The organism is Thalassobacillus devorans (assembly GCF_900176565.1).
Lineage (GTDB): Bacteria > Bacillota > Bacilli > Bacillales > Halobacillaceae > Thalassobacillus > Thalassobacillus devorans_A.
Window position 1 is genome coordinate 22,252 of record NZ_FXEH01000003.1, and the last position, 18,374, is coordinate 40,625.

Consider the following 18,374-nt stretch of genomic DNA (forward strand, 5'->3'; position numbering starts at 1 on the left):
ATTCTATTCAACAGAGCAAATAAAAAAGGTTGCCCAAGTAAGTCGGTTGCAGACTTATGGGCAGCCTTTTTGAGTTGGTTAATGCCGTTTGTTCAACCATAACACACCGGATTTAGCAAGACGTGGAAGCAATCCGGTCACTGGTTTTTGGAGCATGTTTCCAAAACCATCGGATTTTCCAAGCGAGCCTAGTGCACCTTTCAATTTGATTTCTCCTGGTTTTTCCGGTTCTTTTTCTCTCAATACAGCGGATAAGACCTCGGCAATTTGTTCGCCTTGCTGCCCAGCCAACTGAGCACTTGGAGAATATTCAGAAGCGGCACAGTCACCGACTACGTATACATTCGGTTTCTCCGGTACCTGATAGAAATCGTTCAGGATGATTTTTTCCTGCGAATCTTTTTCGAATGGCAGTTCCCGGACCAGGAAGTTTGGTCGTACACCAGCAGTCCAAATGGTTACATCATTGACGTAACAGATGCCGTTATTGCATACGCCGTCTTTTTCTACGTATTCAACATTAGCATTATGGATCACTTCTACATCATTTTTTTCGAACCATTCTTCTACATAGTCCTGAATTTTTTTATCGAAAGCTCTTAAAACAGTTTCGCCACGATCTAACAAACGGATATTCAAGTCTGGTCTGCTTTCCCTTATTTCAGAAGCGACCTCGATTCCGCTCAAGCCGGCTCCGACAACGGAAACCATGCCATAAGCTTTAAGATTATTGATAACATAGCCGGTATGTCTCGCTTTTGAAAATGTTTGGACACTTTCGGTGAATTCTTTGGCACCTGTTATGCCATGGTAGTTATCTTCACACCCAAGACCGATGACCAAATAATCATACTCCACCGGTTCTCGATTATCACGGACGATAATGTGCTCTTGATCCGTATCGATTTTTTCTATTTCCCCGTATACATAATCGACTCGATCATGTTCAGGAAACTCAATACGGACATTTTTATCTGATTCCGTTCCGGCGGCAATTGCATAAAATTCTGTTTTCAAGGAGTGGTACGGGTTTCTGTCTATCATAGTGATATGGGTGTCTTTCGGCAGCCCTTTATCAAGCAGGTTCAATAGTATTTTGACACCGCCATAGCCGCCTCCTAAAATGACTAATCTCTTCATATTTATACCCCTTTTAAGATTGTACTGATTATTAGATGGAAGAACATGACCTTCTATGTTAAAACGCTTTCTTACTGTCCATCCTAAAGATTATCAAAAAACATGTCGAAAGACTAGAAAAATCCCATAAAAATAATACAAATAGTGTTAAATCATTTTCCCTGGGAGATATGTTTTGAAACTTTCAGCGCAGGAATCAGTAAAAACCCGGTAAGCAACCCTTAAGAGTTCCCTCGCAGTGGGGGAGGAGTGGAAATTTTCTTATTCGACAGAAGCTTTTATCTGCAAAGGTTGTAATCGACAAAAAAGCTTCCCTTGTTCAAACGTTTGATTGAGAAAAACTTGGTCTCTTTTATATTAAGTTTTACCTATAAACCTTTAGTTGATGCTTACAAATAAATAAATGACCGGCTCATAGTGAGCCGGTCAATAAAGGGAAGTGTCTATTATTTCGGTGGGTGTGGAGCTACGTAATCTGGATAGTCTGTAATGATGCCGTCAGCGCCAGCTTCTAATAAAAAATTAGCAGATTCACGGTCTCTTACTGTCCAAGGGTGCGTTTTCATATTGTAGTCATGGATTCGTTCTACAAGCGAGGCATCAACCATGCTTTTACTAGGGTTAACATAGTCTGCGTATGCTTTATACCTATCCAACTGCTCATCTGAAATTCCTTCTGGACTGTAACCAAGCAGAACACCTACTGGAACTTGTGGAAGAAGCTCATGGAATTTTTGCATGGATTCATGGTTGAATGATTGGACAATGATTTTTTCGTTTTCCGGCTTGTCTAAATTACGGGCTGTTAGCTCCTCGGCAACTTTTTGTTCGATGCCCGGGTAGAGGGAAGGAGATTTCAGCTCGATCAAAATCCCAGTCCTTCCTCTGTATTCATCAAGGACTTCGCTAAGGGTGGGAATGGTTTCACCGGTAAAGGATTCACCGAACCAGCTTCCGGCATCCAGGCTTTTTAACTCTTCCAGGGTTAAATCTTTTACACTTCCTGTACCGTCTGTTGTACGGTCAACCGTCGTGTCATGGATAACTACCAATTCTCCATCTTTACTCATTTGTACGTCCAATTCAAACATGTCTGCTTTCATTTCTACACTTTTTTCAAAAGCAGCCATCGTGTTTTCCGGCGCATAGCCAGAAGCCCCGCGGTGAGCGATGTTAAGTACTTGTTTTTGATCTTTCGTCGCTATGCCCTCGTTTGCAAAAGCACTTCCTCCCGGAGCAAAGAACACCATAATAGCTAATGCTCCTGCAGATAAAGCAGATACCCATTGTTTCATTTTTTCTTCTCTCCCTTCGCAATGTTCAAGTTTAACTGTAGCGAAGAAATATTTAGCATGGATAAACCTGGTGTTTTGGTTTTGTTTAGCTAATGTTACAAAAATAAGGCCGAAATTCCTTAAATTGTTTACTTATATATGATAAAAGGACTAGGAAGGAAAAGGCATAAAAAAGCCAGGCAGCTTGTCTGCCTGGCTGTATGATCATTCTGTAATTTTCACATTCAATTCGCTATCTTTAATGTGGGCGTGTGGAAGTAGTGTATTCTCAAAATCGAAGTCTGTTAGTTCTATACCTTGTTTGACTCGATTAGGAAAGTCAGGATTAGCGAGAGCACTGGTACCAAGGGAAATGATGTCCGCTTCTTCTTTCTTAATCATTTTGGCAGCTTTCTCGGGATTCCCGAGATTACCATTAGCTATTACTGGGAGGCTCCCAAAATCCCTGGCAGCTTTTGCTAATGTTCTAGACCCCTCGCCAAAGGCTGGGGCAGTCGCATCGGAATCTGTCACATGAATATAATCAAGGGAAGTTTTGCTTAACTCCGAGAAAATAAACGAGGCATCGTCTTCACCGCCAGCCCACTTATGGTCGGGATCGGCTACTTTAATTTGGGAAATTCGGATTCCGATAATGAATTCCTCCCCAACTTCTTTACGAACTTCTTCAATGATCTCTAGCATGATCCGAAGCCGATTTTTGAGAGAACCGCCATATTGATCTTCTCGCTGATTCAAATAATCTGTTAAAAATTGATCGAGCAGATAACCATTAGCCCCGTGAATTTCAACCCCATCAAAGCCGGATTGCTTTGCGTTGAGAGCCCCATCTACAAAAGCTTGTTTGGCAGATGTGATATCCTGCTCTGTCATCTTTCTAGGTTTTGGAAAAGGACCTGACCCTCCATAAAACTCGAGCTGCTCGCCCTTTGGCGGCACCTCAGATGGAGCGATGGACTCCGTTACATATGCATTCCCTTGTCCCTGTCCGCCTGCATGCATTAATTGGGCAATGAAAACAGCATCATAATTGTGAACGGCGTCAACAACGGGCTTCCAGCTTTGGACATGCTTGTCATTGGCAAGCCCCGGCTGATTATTATATCCCTGGCTATAGCTTTCATCCAGATAGATCCCCTCAGATATTACTGTCCCAAAGCCGCCTTTTGCAAAGCGAGAGTAATAATACTTCATCCGGTTGGAAGCCCTGCCGTCATCTTCTGCGCTGACACGTGTCATTGGAGCGACCGCCAATCGGTTTTTCAGTGATTGATTTTTGATGTTTATTGGATTAAAGAGTTCTTTATTCATAGATGACTTCTCCTTTTCGTGGAAGTTTTGAAAACAATCTTAAATCCAGGGTTCTTAAATGGCAAATGAAGTGCTCATTCTCTCTATTAAAATGTAAGAAAAAGGGTTGAATCTAACGAACGAAGGGTAAAAATAAATCATTGAGGAGTCGGTGTAATCAATTACCATTGGTGTAATCGCTTCATCTGTGGCCTCATTTTTGTTATTATGAATATTGTGTGAAATTTTCTCAAAATTTTTAAAGGAGCGATTTTATGGAAAAATGGCTGACAATGGATACGTGGCTCGGTGATCTTGTCAATGCCGGAAACAACCTGCTGTGGACTTATATTCTTATTGGTTTATTGCTCGCATTAGGTGTCTGGTTCACTGTTCGGTCACGTTTTGTCCAGTTTCGGATGCTAAAAGAAATGGTCCTCCTCTTAATCAAGGGAACAGACCATACAGGTTTCAAAGAGAGAAAAGGTACGACACCATTTCAGGCGTTTGCGATTAGTACTGCTGCCCGTGTCGGAACAGGAAACCTTGCAGGTGTCGCCATCGCAATCTCTGTCGGAGGTCCGGGAGCAGTATTCTGGATGTGGATGATTGCCTTAGTCGGAGCTGCGACAGGGTTTGTTGAGAGTACACTTGCCCAAATGTATAAAGTGAAAGATAAAGACGGTTTCCGCGGCGGTCCCGCCTATTATATGGAAAGGGCGCTTGGAAAACGGTGGATGGGTGTTTTATTCGCTATCCTGATTACTCTTTGTTTTGGGCTGATTTTTAACGCGGTGCAAGCCAATACGATTTCTCAGGCATTTACAGGCGCTTATAATATTCACCCGCTTATTATCGGCTTTATTATAGCGGCAATGATCGGAATTGTTGTGTATGGAGGGATCAGACGTATTGCCGTAGTTGCCGAGGTAATCGTCCCTGTATTTGCGGTAGCTTATATTATCGTAGCCTTCATTATTATGATGCTCAATATTGATCAGTTGCCAGGTATCATTTCTCTTATCGTAAGTAATGCATTAGGTATCAGGGAAATTGCCGGCGGTGGTATCGGGGCAGCTCTGATGAATGGGATTCAGCGTGGGTTATTCTCGAACGAAGCAGGTATGGGTAGTGCGCCGAACGCGGCTGCTACTTCCTATGTAAAACACCCGGTCGAACAAGGGCTTGTCCAGACGCTTGGAGTATTTACAGATACATTGATTATCTGTAGTTCTACGGCATTTATCATTCTATTAGCAGATGTTCATACCGTTGGTGAGATGGATGGTATCCAATTGACACAGCTGGCCTTGAACACTCACCTTGGCAGCTGGGCGGATGCCCTTGTAGCTATCACTATTTTCTTTTTCGCCTTCAGTTCTCTGTTGGGCAACTACTATTATGGTGAGACTAATCTCCAGTTCATCTCAGAAAATAAAATGTATATTCATGTTTTCCGGATTGCATTTTTGATCATGGTACTGGTCGGGTCTATGAGTGAAATTGAAATCATCTGGGGACTGGCAGACCTATTCATGGGCTCCATGGCGCTCGTCAACTTGATCGCTATTGCTCTATTGACTAAGATAGCAGTCGCTGCCCTTGATGATTATCAAAGACAACGGAAGCTCGGCCAAACACCTGTCTTCTATAAAAATAGCATTCCAGGGATCAAGAATTTAGAAGCCTGGGAGAGAAAACCGAACACGTATAAAGAAAAATAAGTAGTGAAGAGAGAAGTTCCGTTGTCGGGACTTCTCTTTTTTTGCAGAAAAATCAGTTGTACTGGAGAAAATTGTGTCTTTAGCACTAACAAAATAGGTCTTAACGTAGTAGTATTTAGTTCAGAATTTTCAGTAAAATTAAAGGTAGACTAGAAAGGAGGAAAGTAAAGTGAATCAGAAGATTACTCGCTTTTTATCCATTTTTGTCCTATTAGCATTAGTGTTCTCGATGTCTTTTCCTGCTGATTTGTTTGCCAAGGCTCCGGACCGAACCGGTGACAAGGTGGCCTATGGATCAGAAGGTATGGTGGCCACTGCACATCCTGATGCGTCAAAAATTGGGGCAGATGTGCTGAAAAAAGGTGGAACAGCAATGGATGCAGCCATAGCCATCCAGTTTGCACTTAATGTAACCGAGCCGATGATGTCAGGAATTGGCGGTGGCGGGTTTATGATGGTCTACGATGCAGAAGCAGATGATGTATCGATCATTGACAGCCGTGAACGAGCTCCTGCTGGTGCAACGCCTGATATGTTTCTAGACGAAGACGGCAATGTCATCCCTTTCTCTGAACGTCACATCAGCGGTGACGCTGTGGGTGTCCCTGGTACATTGAAAGGTTTGATGGAAGCCCATGAACGATGGGGCATAAAGCCGTTCAATCAATTGATTAACCCTGCGATTAAGCTTGCTCACAGTGGTGTAGAAGTGAATGGCGTACTTGCCGATGCGATTGCCGACAACCAGGATAAACTGGCCAGGAGTGCCGCTGCGGAAGTGTTCATGCCAGATGGAGAACCGCTTCAGGAAGGTGATATTTTAGTACAAAGGGATTTAGCTGATACATTTAAGAAGATACGTAAAGATGGGGTAGATGCATTCTACGGCGGAGAAATCGGCCAGGCCCTTGCAGATACGGTCCAGGATTTTGACGGCAGTATGACAAGCCAGGACCTTGAAAATTATGAACTTACTATCGATGAGCCTGTTACAGGAACTTATCGTGGCTATGAAATAGCTTCTATGTCGCCGCCAAGCTCAGGTGGATTAACTATCCTGCAGATGTTGAAAATATTAGAGGGATTCGATCTTTCCGACTATGACGTGAAATCCCCGGAAAAGTACCACCTGCTTGCGGAAGCTATGCACCTTGCTTATGCTGACCGCAACACGTATATAGGCGATACACAGTTTGTTGATGTGCCGATGGAAGGCATGTTGAACGAAGACTACCTGGCTGAAAGAAGGTCACTGATTGAACTTTGGGAAGCGAATGACAATGTCGAGCCAGGGGATCCATGGGCTTATCAGGATGGCGAGCCAGCTGAGGCAGCAGCTCAGCCGGATGATCGTGAAATTGGAGAAACGACTCATTTTACTGTAGCGGATAAATGGGGAAATCTTGTTTCTTACACGACTACGATTGAACAGGTATTCGGAACGGGTATCATGGTGCCAGGCTATGGTTTTATGTTGAACAATGAACTGACTGACTTTGATGCGGTTCCTGGTGGACCTAATCAGGTAGAGCCAAATAAGCGTCCGATGAGCAGTATGAGCCCGACGATTGTGTTTAAAGATGGCGAACCGTTCATGACGGTGGGATCACCGGGCGGCCCGACAATCATCACCTCGGTATTGCAGACAATTATCAATGTCATCGACTACGACATGGGATTGCAGGATGCTATTGAAGAACCGAGAATTTACAGCTCCTCCTACCCACAAATCAGGTGGGAAGAAGGGATACCAGCGAGCACAAGAGAAACCATGGAAGCATGGGGTCATGAATGGCAGCGCTCGCCTGTGAACATTGGGAACGTCCAGGCTATAAAAATACTGGAGGACGGCAGCTTTATCGGAGCCGCGGATTCTACCCGGGAAGGGACCGCCATTGGACTGGATAAAACTGCTGGAAAGAAATAATGATAGGGGGGCAGCCATGGGGCTGTCCTCTTTTGCATACGAAAAGCTGGCTCTTACTAGCAATAAAGTTTCCATACTAGACTCCACCATGTGGTTACTAGACAATTATGGAGACTAACTAGACACTTTGAAGTTTTTATTCGACATAATGGGAATATTACTAGACATTATTTGGTTTTTACTCGACGGATTCGTCATTTACTAGACAGCCCTTTATTGGATAACCATGGGAAACAGCGTTAGAATGGTAGTATCAAAAGTGAGGGGTGTTAACGTGAAGATTGGAATGATAGGAATTGGGGATATTGCGCAAAAGGCGTACCTGCCAGTGTTGAGCCAGGTCCCAGGTATTGAACTCCATGTGTGTACAAGAAATGAGAAAGTACTGGAGGAAGTCGCGGCTAAATATCATCTCAACCATACATATCATAGCATGGATGACTGGCTGGCTAGTGGCATGGAAGCAGCTTTTGTCCATTCTTCCACGGACTCCCATGAAATGATAGTAGACCAATTGCTTGATCATGGCATTCATGTATATATCGATAAGCCTATCAGTTATCATGGAGAAGTTTCTTCGCGATTAGTGGAAAAGGCGAAGAATAAAGGTTTGATATTGATGACAGGCTTTAACAGAAGATTTGCACCGCCATATCAAAAGCTGAAAGAGTTGGCGGACCCGAATATGATTGTCATGCAGAAAAATCGTGGCCGCCAGGCGACTGATGTCCGCACATTTGTCTTTGATGATTTCATTCATGTGATCGATACGCTGCTTTACCTTTTTCCATACGCAATCCAGGATATTAACATACAAGGAAAAAAGAAGGATGGAAAGCTTCATCATGTCGTCATTCAGCTGTTAGCGAAAGAGGGCATAGCCATCGGAATTATGAACCGGGAAGCAGGGACCACGGAGGAAAAAGTGGAGGTTATGAGTGTGAGTGAGACACGTACCGTCATGAATGTAAGTGATATTACCACCCATAAGGATAAAAGTATTTTAAACCATGGAAGCGATGACTGGGAGCCGACCCTGTTAAAGCGAGGGTTCCACAGTGTGACCGCTGCATTTTTAGAAGCTGTTGAGAAGGGGTCAACAGCTCCTGAAAACTATGACCGCGATTTGCAGCCTCACTTGATTGCGGAAAAGATTGTCCGGACAATCGGGGAGTAATTATGGCTTTTGCATTTTCTTTCAAAAACAAGCCTCCTTGTACGCAAGGAGGCTTGTGATTTTTCAAATTATCTTAAAACAGCGCCGTAAGAATCGATACGACCATGCTCAAAGTAGTAGCCGGTTCCGCTGATGGCATCTGCGGATTGTTCAATGTCCTGGCGGATTTGCCAGTTGCTCTTGCCTTGTGCGGCCAACAGTCCAGCCAGGCCGGCTACATGAGGAGAAGCCATGGATGTACCGGACATATAGGCGTAACCGCCACCAGGAACTGTGGAGGCAATATCAACACCAGGGGCTGTGACATCTACCCACGTGCCATAATTGGAGAAAGAAGCCTTACGATCATAACGATCGACTGCACCAACAGCAATGACATTAGCGTAGGAAGCCGGTTCAAATGTTGTGGATACCCCATCATTACCAGCGGCAGCGATAATAACGGAACCTTTATTCCAGGCATAGTTCACCGCATTTTCTAATGTAGTGGTATCACAGTTACAGCCAAGGGACAGGTTGATGACTTCTGCTCCCTGGTCAGCAGAATAAGTAATGGCATCAGCTATGTTAGCGAGGGATCCGCCACCATTGGCATCGAGTGCACGTACCGCCAGGATTCTGGTGTTTGGTGCCATCCCGGCAACACCCTGGGAGTTATTTGTTTCAGCAGCAGCAGTACCGGCGACATGTGTGCCGTGGTCGTTTTCATCCATCGGGTAATAATCGTTATCAACAAAATCATAGCCACGAATAGTTTTTCCGTCTAAATCAGGATGGTTATAATCGACGCCTGAATCGATAATGGCAATTTCCTGGCTGCTGCTTCCCCGGGTGACGTTCCAGGCTTGTTCCGTATTTGTATTTTGCGGACCATACTGATAGCCGCTATAGTAAGTATCATTAGGCGTCCAAGTGACGTTGAATTTATAATTTGGTTCTGCATATTCCACGTTAGGATTATTGTTCAATGCTTTCACAACAGCTTCGACATTCCCTACTTCCAAAACATCGAATTCCGATTCCACCGCATCCACATCAGGCTTCACCTTGGCATTCGCCTGAGCGATCGCTTCTTTTTTGGCTGACTGCTTCACATTATCCTTAAATTTTACGACCACTTCCCCTTTTACATAATCTACTGTGCCTTTTTCAACCTGTTTCATTGGAGAGGCGTTGGATTCTGTAAGGTCCACCTTAGGTGATGCTTCTCCTACGGCAGGTAATACAGCAAGTGACAGTGCAAGTGACAGGGACAAACCAGCAACTTTCTTTAATTTCATACTACTTCCTCCTTTGTTTGGGTTACTATACAACTTCACGCAGAACGAGGGAGAATCCTGCTGATTCTTGTTGAGAAAAACCGGCAGAATCGTGGGCCTCAAAAGGGGGAATGAAGCCGATTTTCGAAAGTGATTTAATCCATTAATAGTCCTATATACCTACATACATAAGTCTACCTTCTGATTTTTTATCTGTGGGGTTCCGGTACAATGATAGTAAGGAAAAATCGACATTTTTCTACCAATTGAATAATCGGAGGGGTATCGTGGAGTTAACAGATAAATACCAAAAAGTAGATTATGGAAAGCTTATTTATCTGGAGCGTGTGAAACAACGATTGACCCAAAACGAGCTTTCTCGCGGCGTATGTTCCGTACCATATTTGAGCAAGCTGGAGAATCAGCGGATTTCTGATCCCAATCCTGAGACAGTTTCCCTTCTCCTTGAAAAACTGAAAGTTGATTATCGGTCTCAGGTATCACGGGTCCAGGAAGTTTTGGAAGATATGGAACATTGGTACAGTTGTATAACAAGTAAAAATGACAGCCAAATGGAAAGTTATTATCAGAAACTGGAATCTCTTCCTTTGCACTATTATCCTGATTTGACAATCTGGTTCCAATTGATTGCTATTCGTTATTTCATACGTAAACACGACACGTTACAGGCTGAAATGTCCCTCCAAAAGCTTGTTGCAAAAGAAAATAAGCTGGATCGTTACCAGACTTTCTACTATCTTTACTTTTCAGGATTAATAGATTGCTTGAAGCAGCATTACAAGGATGGACTGCTGAAACTTCATGAGGCTGAAGAATTCGCTAAAGAACAAGGTATCCATGAATCGGAGCTACTCTATCACCTTGCGCTTACCTATAGTCACATCAGCCATTCCTCGCTTGCTATCTACTACAGTCAATCTGCCAAACGATATTTTGATCAGACGATGAACATCCACCGGGGAGTAGACTGTCAGGTTATCCTGGGAATCAACTTTTTGAGAATAAAAAGGTATGACAGTGCGGAGAAAGTTTTCAAAGATATTCTCCGTATCAGTCAATCGATCAACGATACACAGCTGGTCGGAAAGACATATCATAATCTCGGTTTTCTCTATGCTGAAAAGGGGGAACTGGAGGCAGCGCTAAGTTACTATTACAAAGCGCTGGAAATTAAGAAGGAATACAGCAAAGGGTACTATAGCACCGTGCTACGCGTCATCCATGCCCATCAACAGCGCGGAGAAACCGGACAGGCCATGGCATGGGTCGACGAAGTGCTTGAAAATGATGATCATGAGCCGGATACGACCATCCAATTTAAGCTCAAGAAACTGGAGTTGGCGGGAGAAAGCGATGATTACTATCAATATATCAACGACATCGCACTTCCTTACTTTTTGAAAGTAAATGATAAAAAAAGTATTAGTCGCTATGGCCAAAAAGCTGCACTATATTATGAAGAAAATTTTCATTATAAAAAAGCGAATGAGTTTTACAAATTGATATTAAATCAAGGAGGTGAAATCAGTTGAAAAAAGGACTATTGAAAGTGTTATTACTCCTAATCGTCAGCACAGCAGCGGTTTATGGTACTCCAATGAATGACAGCGCAGCCTATACCCCTGAGACTCCTAACTTCTCCGATGAAGATCATCCAGAGTATTGATACTTAGCGGCAAAAGGACTCCATTCCTATTCAAAAGGGAGGAGTCCTTTTGTGTATTTAAAGATAAATAAACCTGTATTTTCTAAGTCAGTTAATGTCGAATCGACGCAAAAAATAGGTCGAAAGTATTGGTTTATTTGAAGCGAAAGGACCGATTTATAGGAAAAGAGAAGGGTAAAGTTTTAATAGTGAGGAAGAGAGAGGGATGAGGATGGCAGTCAGAACAAAATGTTGTCTTCTTACATAAAAATCTGCTCCTAGATATAACAAATAAGAATGGTAGGGGATATGTATCTTAACGGGGGTCAGTTAAGATGAGGTTGACACCTTTCCATATAATCCAAAGAGCAGAAATATAAAGATAGATGGAGTAGGTGAACGGATGCAAAAACAGATCACTACAGGTATTCATGGACTGGATACTATATTATCCGGGGGAATTCCCGCACAATCTACCGTCATTATTGATGGAGCACCAGGAACAGGAAAAACGACTTTGGGCGTACAATTCCTATATGAAGGAATTGCGCAAAAGGATGAAGCGGGGATATTGATTACATTTGAAGAATTTCCAGATCAAATCTATGATGATATGAAATCATCGTTCGGATGGGATTTAATGAAGCAGGAGAAAGCAGGGAAGTTGAGAGTCATAGGGATGTCGCCCGATATTTTTATGGAGCAGTTGTTGGAACCTGATGGGTTGATGGAACAAATGATCAGGGAAATAGAGTGCAAGCGAATCGTAATTGACAGCATCAGCTTATTCCGATATTTAGCTAAGGAAGATAGTTTTGATGAACGACGTTTATTGTATCAGCTTCGTAATATTTTACGGAAATTCGGTTTGGTTTCCTTGTTGATTCAGGAAAGATCTGACTTGAATATCAGTCATGTTCCGGATTCTTATTTCATTGTGGATGGTGTGATACGCTTAAACGTCCGTGCTCATTTAGATGTATTTCGGAAGCGGACACTTGAAGTGGTCAAAATGCGAGGAACACGAGTGATTGAAGGAGAACACACCTACAAGATTACAGATCGTGGGCTCTATCCAATGATTGCTGCTCAAACTGTAATGGATTATCAGGGCGCTGAATCAGAAAAGGTTTCTACAGGGATCCAGGGACTTGACCGCCAGCTTTATGGTGGAATGGACCGGGGAGCCGTTTACATGCTTGATACCAACAGCCGTGCCAATTATATGCCTGTCATTGGCTCCATTCTTTCTGAGCGGTTAAGAATCGGCGACAATGTGTTGACGGTACTTTCAAGCACTCAGACGATAGACGACTTAAATAAGCTGCTTTCTCACCACCATATTGATGTAGAAGAAGTGGTCAGAAAGCAACGGATTCACTTTATCGAGCATTATCGTCGTTCTGTACCTGATGGCTGGGAGAACTCCGTATTCTATGTGGATCAATTGTCTAACGATGATTACAATCAATTTTTAAAGAATCAGTGTTATCCCTTGCTCCATAATGGAGAAAAGGAATGGTTTGTTTATTATGATTTGAACACGATTATCACGGAGCGGGGTACTGATTATGTACTAAGTTCATTTGCGAAAGAAGCGGCTTTTGCGAGGTCGCTTGGAATGACGGTACTGGTATTATGTAATTTCAAAGAAGTAGGAGAACAAGTGGCTTCGTTCCTGGAACGTACCACAAATGGTGTATTTAAGACATGGGTTGATGGGTCGAATCAATACCTGCAGGTTACCAAGGCATCTAATGGGCAGCTGTCCGAACCTTATCTACTTGAGAGTATGAAAGAGCACCCGTTTATCCGCTTGATTTAGGGGGGAAAACGATGGAGAAAAAAGAGGCTTTGCCGCTTCAGATGGAATGTACGATGTTCTTCCAGTCTAATCCATACATGATTGAATCATTAGCTGGATTGGAAAACAAATTAGGAAGAAGAAAAGAAGACCTTCAACCAATCCTGGAGATTTTAGTCCAACAAGGGATCATCCGCCAAATAGGGAAGGATTCAAAATACTTATACCGTTATAAAGAGCCCGATATCATTACCGAAATGACTATTCCTGATAAGTTGGAGAGTCCATGATGAAAAACGCCGAGCTTTTAGAAGAGTTGCAGCACGTTTATGCGGAGCGATTCGGACTTACCATTTTGATCACAGATGAAAATGGCGAACGGGTTTCTACTATTACTGGTGACAATGCATTGTGCGGCCACCTCCTGGAGCATGGGGATTTATGGTGCCATATCCAGGAGGCAGCTGTATGGGATTGGGAAATAACAAAACCAGCATTTTATGATATTCTTCCTGGGATTTATTTTTTAATCATTCCTATAAACGATAGGAATGGCAGCGATTATTTAATTTGGGCAGGAGTAATGGTTGAGGAAGGAACGCATGCGCTTACGAAAGAACAATTAAAAAAGCGTTATGGTCCTGATGCTGACTGGGAAAAGCTGCTAACAGCCATTCCTGTCATCCAACCAGAGAATAAAGACTGGTGGATACATAGAAGTGCCAAGCTTTCCAGACTTGGCCAGGCTTTACTTCAAGGGGCAAGTGAGGAAGACAGCTTAGCCTGGCAGTACCCTTTATTGCAACAAGGAATAGGAACTGGGGTCACTGACATGGAGGAACTTTTTCATCTTTTTCTTGAAAAACGGGATGATTACGAATTTATTGGATTAGCAGAAGCGCAGGAAGAAGAGCAATACAGCATCACACACGTAGCGGGAAGAGAAATGGAGGGTTTGCGTGGGGCCTTATTCGCACCAGGGGAAGGATTCCTTGGCAGAATCGCCATAACGAAAGAGGCTGCCTATTGGGAAGACATTGAAAAAAATCCCCGGGCTTTTTTCTTTCACCGGAGACACTCCTATCCAAAAACAATGAGCTGTTTTCCAATTCAGCGTTATGATGGGACAACGGCTGTCCTGTTTGGAGGGAGCCTGTCTGATACAAAAGTGTCTAAGCAGATGATGGAAACAGGACAATTCATGGCATCCATGCTGGAAGCCGGTTTATATACGGATGACTTGCAACAAGAAAATATGCATCAGGTAAATCGTCTTTCCTCCTTGATTGAAATATGCAAACTGATGGCTGCCACTCCCGATGTGAAGCGAATTCTATATATTCTAGTTGACATCAGTTTGAATCTTGTCGAGGGACCATTTACAACGGTCATTTTAAAAGATCCGGATAATGACCGGGTCCAGCTGGTCTCCCGTGGAGAAATTCCTGCGAGCATGGAAGACTATGTCCAGGAGGTCATCAAACGGCATTATAAATCCAGGACTGTTACAGCAGCTCAATTGTATGATGCGAAATGGCGGACGACTGTGATAGAATGTCCCCTTTACTATAAAGAAGAACTGCTTGGTGTCTTATGTGTCGGAGCGGGAGACACGACGGAGCAGCAATTAAAAGAGCACCAGACTTTCTTAGATACATTGGCGATAATAGGGGCTACTTCCCTGCAACTGGCAAAACAAGAACAGGCCTCAGAAACAGCTGCAGGGCAGGCGGAGGCGTTATATCGAGCGATTGGTCAGTTTGATGCAGAAGCGTTTGCGAAGGCAGAAACAACCGCCGCACTGGCCGGAGACTTTTCTCATAAAATTGGGCTGCCAGCCCCGCTGGTGAAAGATATTATTGCCGCCTGCCAGCTCTCCTGCTACTCTCCGGGCTTTTTGAAGGACATGCTTCCGGATAGCAAAGTACCGGATATAGTGGAAGAAGGGAAAAACTTATTGCAATCCGGTGGAAATATCGCATGGGATGACGCAAGTATCGGCAGCCAGGTAGTCGCATTGGCAATTGCACAGGAAACAAATGAGGGTGCATGGCATGCTGACTTGACGAGCGAACAAGGGATCGTGGAAGAATTTCATTCCTTTGTAAAAGAAAGACAAGTATCGGAGCAGGAATTCACTCTCCAGGAAGAGGGTAGTAGCACACCGGAATTGATGGTCGCGGACCATGCGGTGAAAGAACAAATGAGCCTGTCGCCCCGGGAGCAGGAAGTGTTGGAATTAGTCATCCAGGGGTTGAATAACAAAGAGATTGCAGAAGAATTGTATATCAGCGGCCATACGGTAAAAAATCACGTGACAAAAATCTTCCAGAAACTCGACGTGCCTGACCGTGCACATGCCATATCGAAGGTCTACCAATTGAAATACCAGCACAGTAATCGATGAACCTCCCATTTCGGGAGGTTTTTTCTATTACTAGGACTTCCTATAGGAAGGAGGGCGGAAACAGGATAGGAATAGGAATGGATTCTTATTAGGCAGGAATCTTGATAACAGGAATGGCGGGGGATAGGTTTTCCTGTCGAAACATTGCATAATAAAACTCGTAAGTTGTCGCTTACAAGCTCAACGCCGGATACAAGCTGGAGGTGAACTGGCATGGCAGTTATCAATCTCGATACGAACCAGATAATCGTTGAAGAAGTAACAAGAGCGGATAAGTTTTGGACGAGATTCAAGGGGTTGATGGGAAGGAAAAGCATCCCGGATGATTTCGCTCTTCATATCGTCCCTTGTCCATCGATCCATACCTTCTTCATGAAGTTTCCAATCGATGTCCTGTACCTGGACCAGAACAATCAGGTCATTGGCATCGAAGAAAACCTTCAGCCGGGAAAATTGGGAAAGCGATTCTCTGGTGGACACTCAGTTATCGAGCTGCCAGCAGGGAAAGTGGCCCAGACGGAGGTCGCTGTGGGCCAAACAGTAGTATTTGTTGAAGGAAAGTTGAGCAGGCGTGCTGTAAAGTAGGTTAGTCATTATACATTTATATAAAAAGGAGAGGTTTACATGTTAGAAATGTTCAAAGGGTTGCTAGTTGAAGAAGAAGGTCAAGGGATGACAGAATACGGTTTGATTTTGGGTCTTATCGCTGTTGGCGTAATTGGTGCTTTAGCGATTTTGGGTGATAAGATTAGTGAATTCTTTACTAAAATAAACACTGAACTTGAATAAATTAAATGGGTTAGACCTTCTGTAGGGGGTCTAACCTATTTAAAAAAATTTATCAAAAAACGAATGAAAGGATGGCCGTTATGCTGGATGTTTTCCTGCTTATCATTCTATTAATCTGTGTCATCACAGATTTTAAAAACAGAAAAATCTACAACAAGGTGATTTACCCTGCCTTACTGTTTACATTCATCTTTCATTTCGCAGTCAGCGGATGGACAGGACTCAGCCATTCTTTCCTTGGTTTTTTGATTGGCTTCAGCATTTTACTGATCCCATATTTCCTGGGAGGAATGGGGGCGGGGGATGTGAAACTGCTTGGATTGATCGGAGCGATCAAAGGTGGCGCTTTTGTGTTCCAGTCGTTCCTCTATATCGCTTTAATTGGCGCTTTGATGGCAGTGTTGATACTCGTCTTTCGGCGGGGAATATTTAAATCGATTCTTTACTATGTTGCCAGTTTACGAGGCGGTGTCAAGCTTCCTGGCGGTATAGCCAGAGGGTCGCTGACGGCAACGTATCCATATGGCGTGGCAATTGCTCTCGGAGCGGTAGTGGGAATGGCTTTAGAAGGGAAGCTGCTGCCATGGTAAGGAAAGAGGACGGGCAGTCGCTCGTAGAATTTGCGCTTGTCCTCCCGTTACTTCTCTTATTGGTGGTGGGAATCTTTGATTTTGGGCGGGTGCTGTATACCCACCTGCAAATGGAGCTTGTCGCTCAGGAAGCAGTCCGTCTGGGCGGGCTTGGTCTGGGAGATGAAGCAATCAAATCTTATGCAGCCGAGCGCTTTCACGCTGGAGATGTGGAGAAATTGAATGTCACGGTGACACCTTCAGCTGCCGAGCGCAGTTCCGGTGACTATGTGAAGGTGACGTTAACCTATCCGGAAACACTTTTACAGCCGCTTGGCAATGCATCAATTCCTTATACCGTTACCACCAGTTCAACGATACGAGTCGAATGAGGGAAAAGACTATGAAAAGATTTTGGAACCGCATGATAAAAAAGGAAAATGGCAATGCGATCGTTCTTGTTGCTCTGGCAATGGGAGGGATGATTGCACTAACAGGGCTGGTCATCGATGGCGGCCATTTATTCATGAATAAAAGCCACTTGCAAAAGACAGCTAATGCAGCAGCATTGTCCGGTGCCCAGGAACTTGTGAATGAGGAGACAGCAGTCACTACAGTTGTTGATGAGGTGCTCGATGCCCATGGGGAAGCAGAAAGTTTACTGCATGCAACCATTGATAGTGACCGTTTGTTACTGGTGGAATTAAAACGGGATGTACCATTATTTTTTTCGTCATTGTTCGGAGTCGAGCACTTACCTGTATCTGCAGAAGCGAAAGCAGGCATAAACCCAATGGGAGAAACGAAGGGTGCTGTCCCGCTTGGAATCGATGAGTCTGTTGAGCTTATTTATGGCAACACTTATGAATTGAAAGTAGATGCCGGCGATTCGGAAGCCGGTAATTTTGGCGTACTTGCTCTCGAAGGTCCGGGTGCGAAATCGTATGAAGACAGTTTGACGCACGGGTTTGACGAAAACTTGAAAGTCGGGGATGTGATTAACACCCAGACAGGTAATATCGCAGGAGCTACAAGAAGAGGGATTGATTTTCGAATCAACGAATGTCCGAATCCAGAAGGGAACCTGCAAATGCGGGATTGTGAGCGAATCATGAAAGTCATCGTGTACAAGCCCGAAGAACAGGCGACCAATCAGCTGAAAAGTGTTCGGATAACCGGTTTTGCTTATTTTTATGTAACGGAGCGGATGGGGCAAAATGTTGATTCCATCCAAGGGGTCTTCATCCGGCGCGCAGGAGATGGCACGGCAGGCGGAGAAGGTACGCCTGATCGCGGGGCGTATGCGATACGATTAATGGAGTAGGTG

The 18,374-nt window shown here is 43.9% G+C and carries 17 protein-coding genes; 13 read left to right on the plus strand and 4 right to left on the minus strand.

From position 1 onward, the window contains the following. Positions 1-78 precede the first annotated feature (78 nt). From B9Y67_RS00805 to B9Y67_RS00815, 3 genes are all read right to left on the minus strand, one after another. On the minus strand, positions 79-1,140 hold the full coding sequence (locus B9Y67_RS00805) for an NAD(P)/FAD-dependent oxidoreductase (protein WP_085504911.1): 1,062 nt from the start codon (positions 1,138-1,140) through the stop codon (positions 79-81). A 446-nt stretch (positions 1,141-1,586) separates the two neighbouring features. Next, positions 1,587-2,435, minus strand: a complete 849-nt coding sequence (locus tag B9Y67_RS00810; protein ID WP_085504912.1) for a glycerophosphodiester phosphodiesterase — start codon at positions 2,433-2,435, stop codon at positions 1,587-1,589. A gap of 204 nt (positions 2,436-2,639) precedes the next feature. After that, entirely contained in the window at positions 2,640-3,746 is a 1,107-nt protein-coding gene (locus tag B9Y67_RS00815) for an oxidoreductase (protein ID WP_085504913.1), read from the minus strand. A gap of 254 nt (positions 3,747-4,000) precedes the next feature. Here B9Y67_RS00815 and B9Y67_RS00820 point away from each other — a divergent pair, with 254 nt between their 5' ends. The 3 genes from B9Y67_RS00820 (at position 4,001) to B9Y67_RS00830 (ending at position 8,553) form a co-directional block, all read left to right on the plus strand. Beyond that, positions 4,001-5,449: an alanine/glycine:cation symporter family protein gene (locus B9Y67_RS00820; RefSeq protein ID WP_139823690.1), complete on the plus strand. Its 1,449-nt coding sequence runs from the start codon at positions 4,001-4,003 to the stop codon at positions 5,447-5,449. Between the two features lie 229 nt (positions 5,450-5,678). Then, entirely contained in the window at positions 5,679-7,376 is a 1,698-nt protein-coding gene (gene ggt / locus B9Y67_RS00825; RefSeq protein ID WP_085505093.1) for a gamma-glutamyltransferase, read from the plus strand. 274 nt (positions 7,377-7,650) lie between these two features. Then, on the plus strand, positions 7,651-8,553 hold the full coding sequence (locus tag B9Y67_RS00830) for a Gfo/Idh/MocA family protein (RefSeq protein ID WP_176223874.1): 903 nt from the start codon (positions 7,651-7,653) through the stop codon (positions 8,551-8,553). Between the two features lie 68 nt (positions 8,554-8,621). Here B9Y67_RS00830 and B9Y67_RS00835 read toward each other — a convergent pair whose 3' ends face one another. Then, positions 8,622-9,833: a S8 family peptidase gene (locus tag B9Y67_RS00835; protein WP_085504915.1), complete on the minus strand. Its 1,212-nt coding sequence runs from the start codon at positions 9,831-9,833 to the stop codon at positions 8,622-8,624. A 266-nt stretch (positions 9,834-10,099) separates the two neighbouring features. Between B9Y67_RS00835 and B9Y67_RS00840 the strand changes: the two genes are divergently transcribed. From B9Y67_RS00840 to B9Y67_RS00880, 10 genes are all read left to right on the plus strand, one after another. Further along, entirely contained in the window at positions 10,100-11,365 is a 1,266-nt protein-coding gene (locus B9Y67_RS00840) for a helix-turn-helix domain-containing protein (protein WP_139823692.1), read from the plus strand. Further along, the gene (locus tag B9Y67_RS20515) at positions 11,362-11,499 is read left to right on the plus strand and encodes a hypothetical protein (protein WP_176223875.1); all 138 of its coding nucleotides are present in this window, start codon (positions 11,362-11,364) and stop codon (positions 11,497-11,499) included. The genes B9Y67_RS00840 and B9Y67_RS20515 overlap by 4 nt, the downstream gene beginning before the upstream one ends. Before the next feature lie 382 nt (positions 11,500-11,881). Continuing rightward, the gene (locus tag B9Y67_RS00845) at positions 11,882-13,303 is read left to right on the plus strand and encodes an ATPase domain-containing protein (protein WP_085504917.1); all 1,422 of its coding nucleotides are present in this window, start codon (positions 11,882-11,884) and stop codon (positions 13,301-13,303) included. 11 nt (positions 13,304-13,314) lie between these two features. Then, on the plus strand, positions 13,315-13,572 hold the full coding sequence (locus B9Y67_RS00850) for a hypothetical protein (RefSeq protein ID WP_085504918.1): 258 nt from the start codon (positions 13,315-13,317) through the stop codon (positions 13,570-13,572). Continuing rightward, positions 13,572-15,689 carry a LuxR C-terminal-related transcriptional regulator gene (locus B9Y67_RS20860; protein WP_217807559.1) on the plus strand — a complete coding sequence of 706 codons (2,118 nt, stop codon included), beginning with the start codon at positions 13,572-13,574 and terminating at the stop codon, positions 15,687-15,689. Before B9Y67_RS00850 ends, B9Y67_RS20860 begins: the two co-directional genes overlap by 1 nt. Before the next feature lie 213 nt (positions 15,690-15,902). After that, a complete protein-coding gene (locus B9Y67_RS00860) occupies positions 15,903-16,274 on the plus strand; it encodes a DUF192 domain-containing protein (RefSeq protein ID WP_085504919.1) in 372 nt (123 codons plus the stop codon). 39 nt (positions 16,275-16,313) lie between these two features. Continuing rightward, complete coding sequence (locus B9Y67_RS00865) at positions 16,314-16,478, plus strand: Flp family type IVb pilin (RefSeq protein WP_085504920.1); 165 nt, start codon at positions 16,314-16,316, stop codon at positions 16,476-16,478. A gap of 80 nt (positions 16,479-16,558) precedes the next feature. Continuing rightward, positions 16,559-17,068, plus strand: coding sequence for an A24 family peptidase (locus B9Y67_RS00870; protein WP_085504921.1), 510 nt, complete (start codon positions 16,559-16,561; stop codon positions 17,066-17,068). Next, complete coding sequence (locus tag B9Y67_RS00875; RefSeq protein ID WP_085504922.1) at positions 17,062-17,439, plus strand: TadE/TadG family type IV pilus assembly protein; 378 nt, start codon at positions 17,062-17,064, stop codon at positions 17,437-17,439. The genes B9Y67_RS00870 and B9Y67_RS00875 overlap by 7 nt, the downstream gene beginning before the upstream one ends. An 11-nt stretch (positions 17,440-17,450) precedes the next feature. Then, positions 17,451-18,371, plus strand: coding sequence for a TadE/TadG family type IV pilus assembly protein (locus B9Y67_RS00880; protein ID WP_254901655.1), 921 nt, complete (start codon positions 17,451-17,453; stop codon positions 18,369-18,371). Positions 18,372-18,374: the final 3 nt, after the last annotated feature.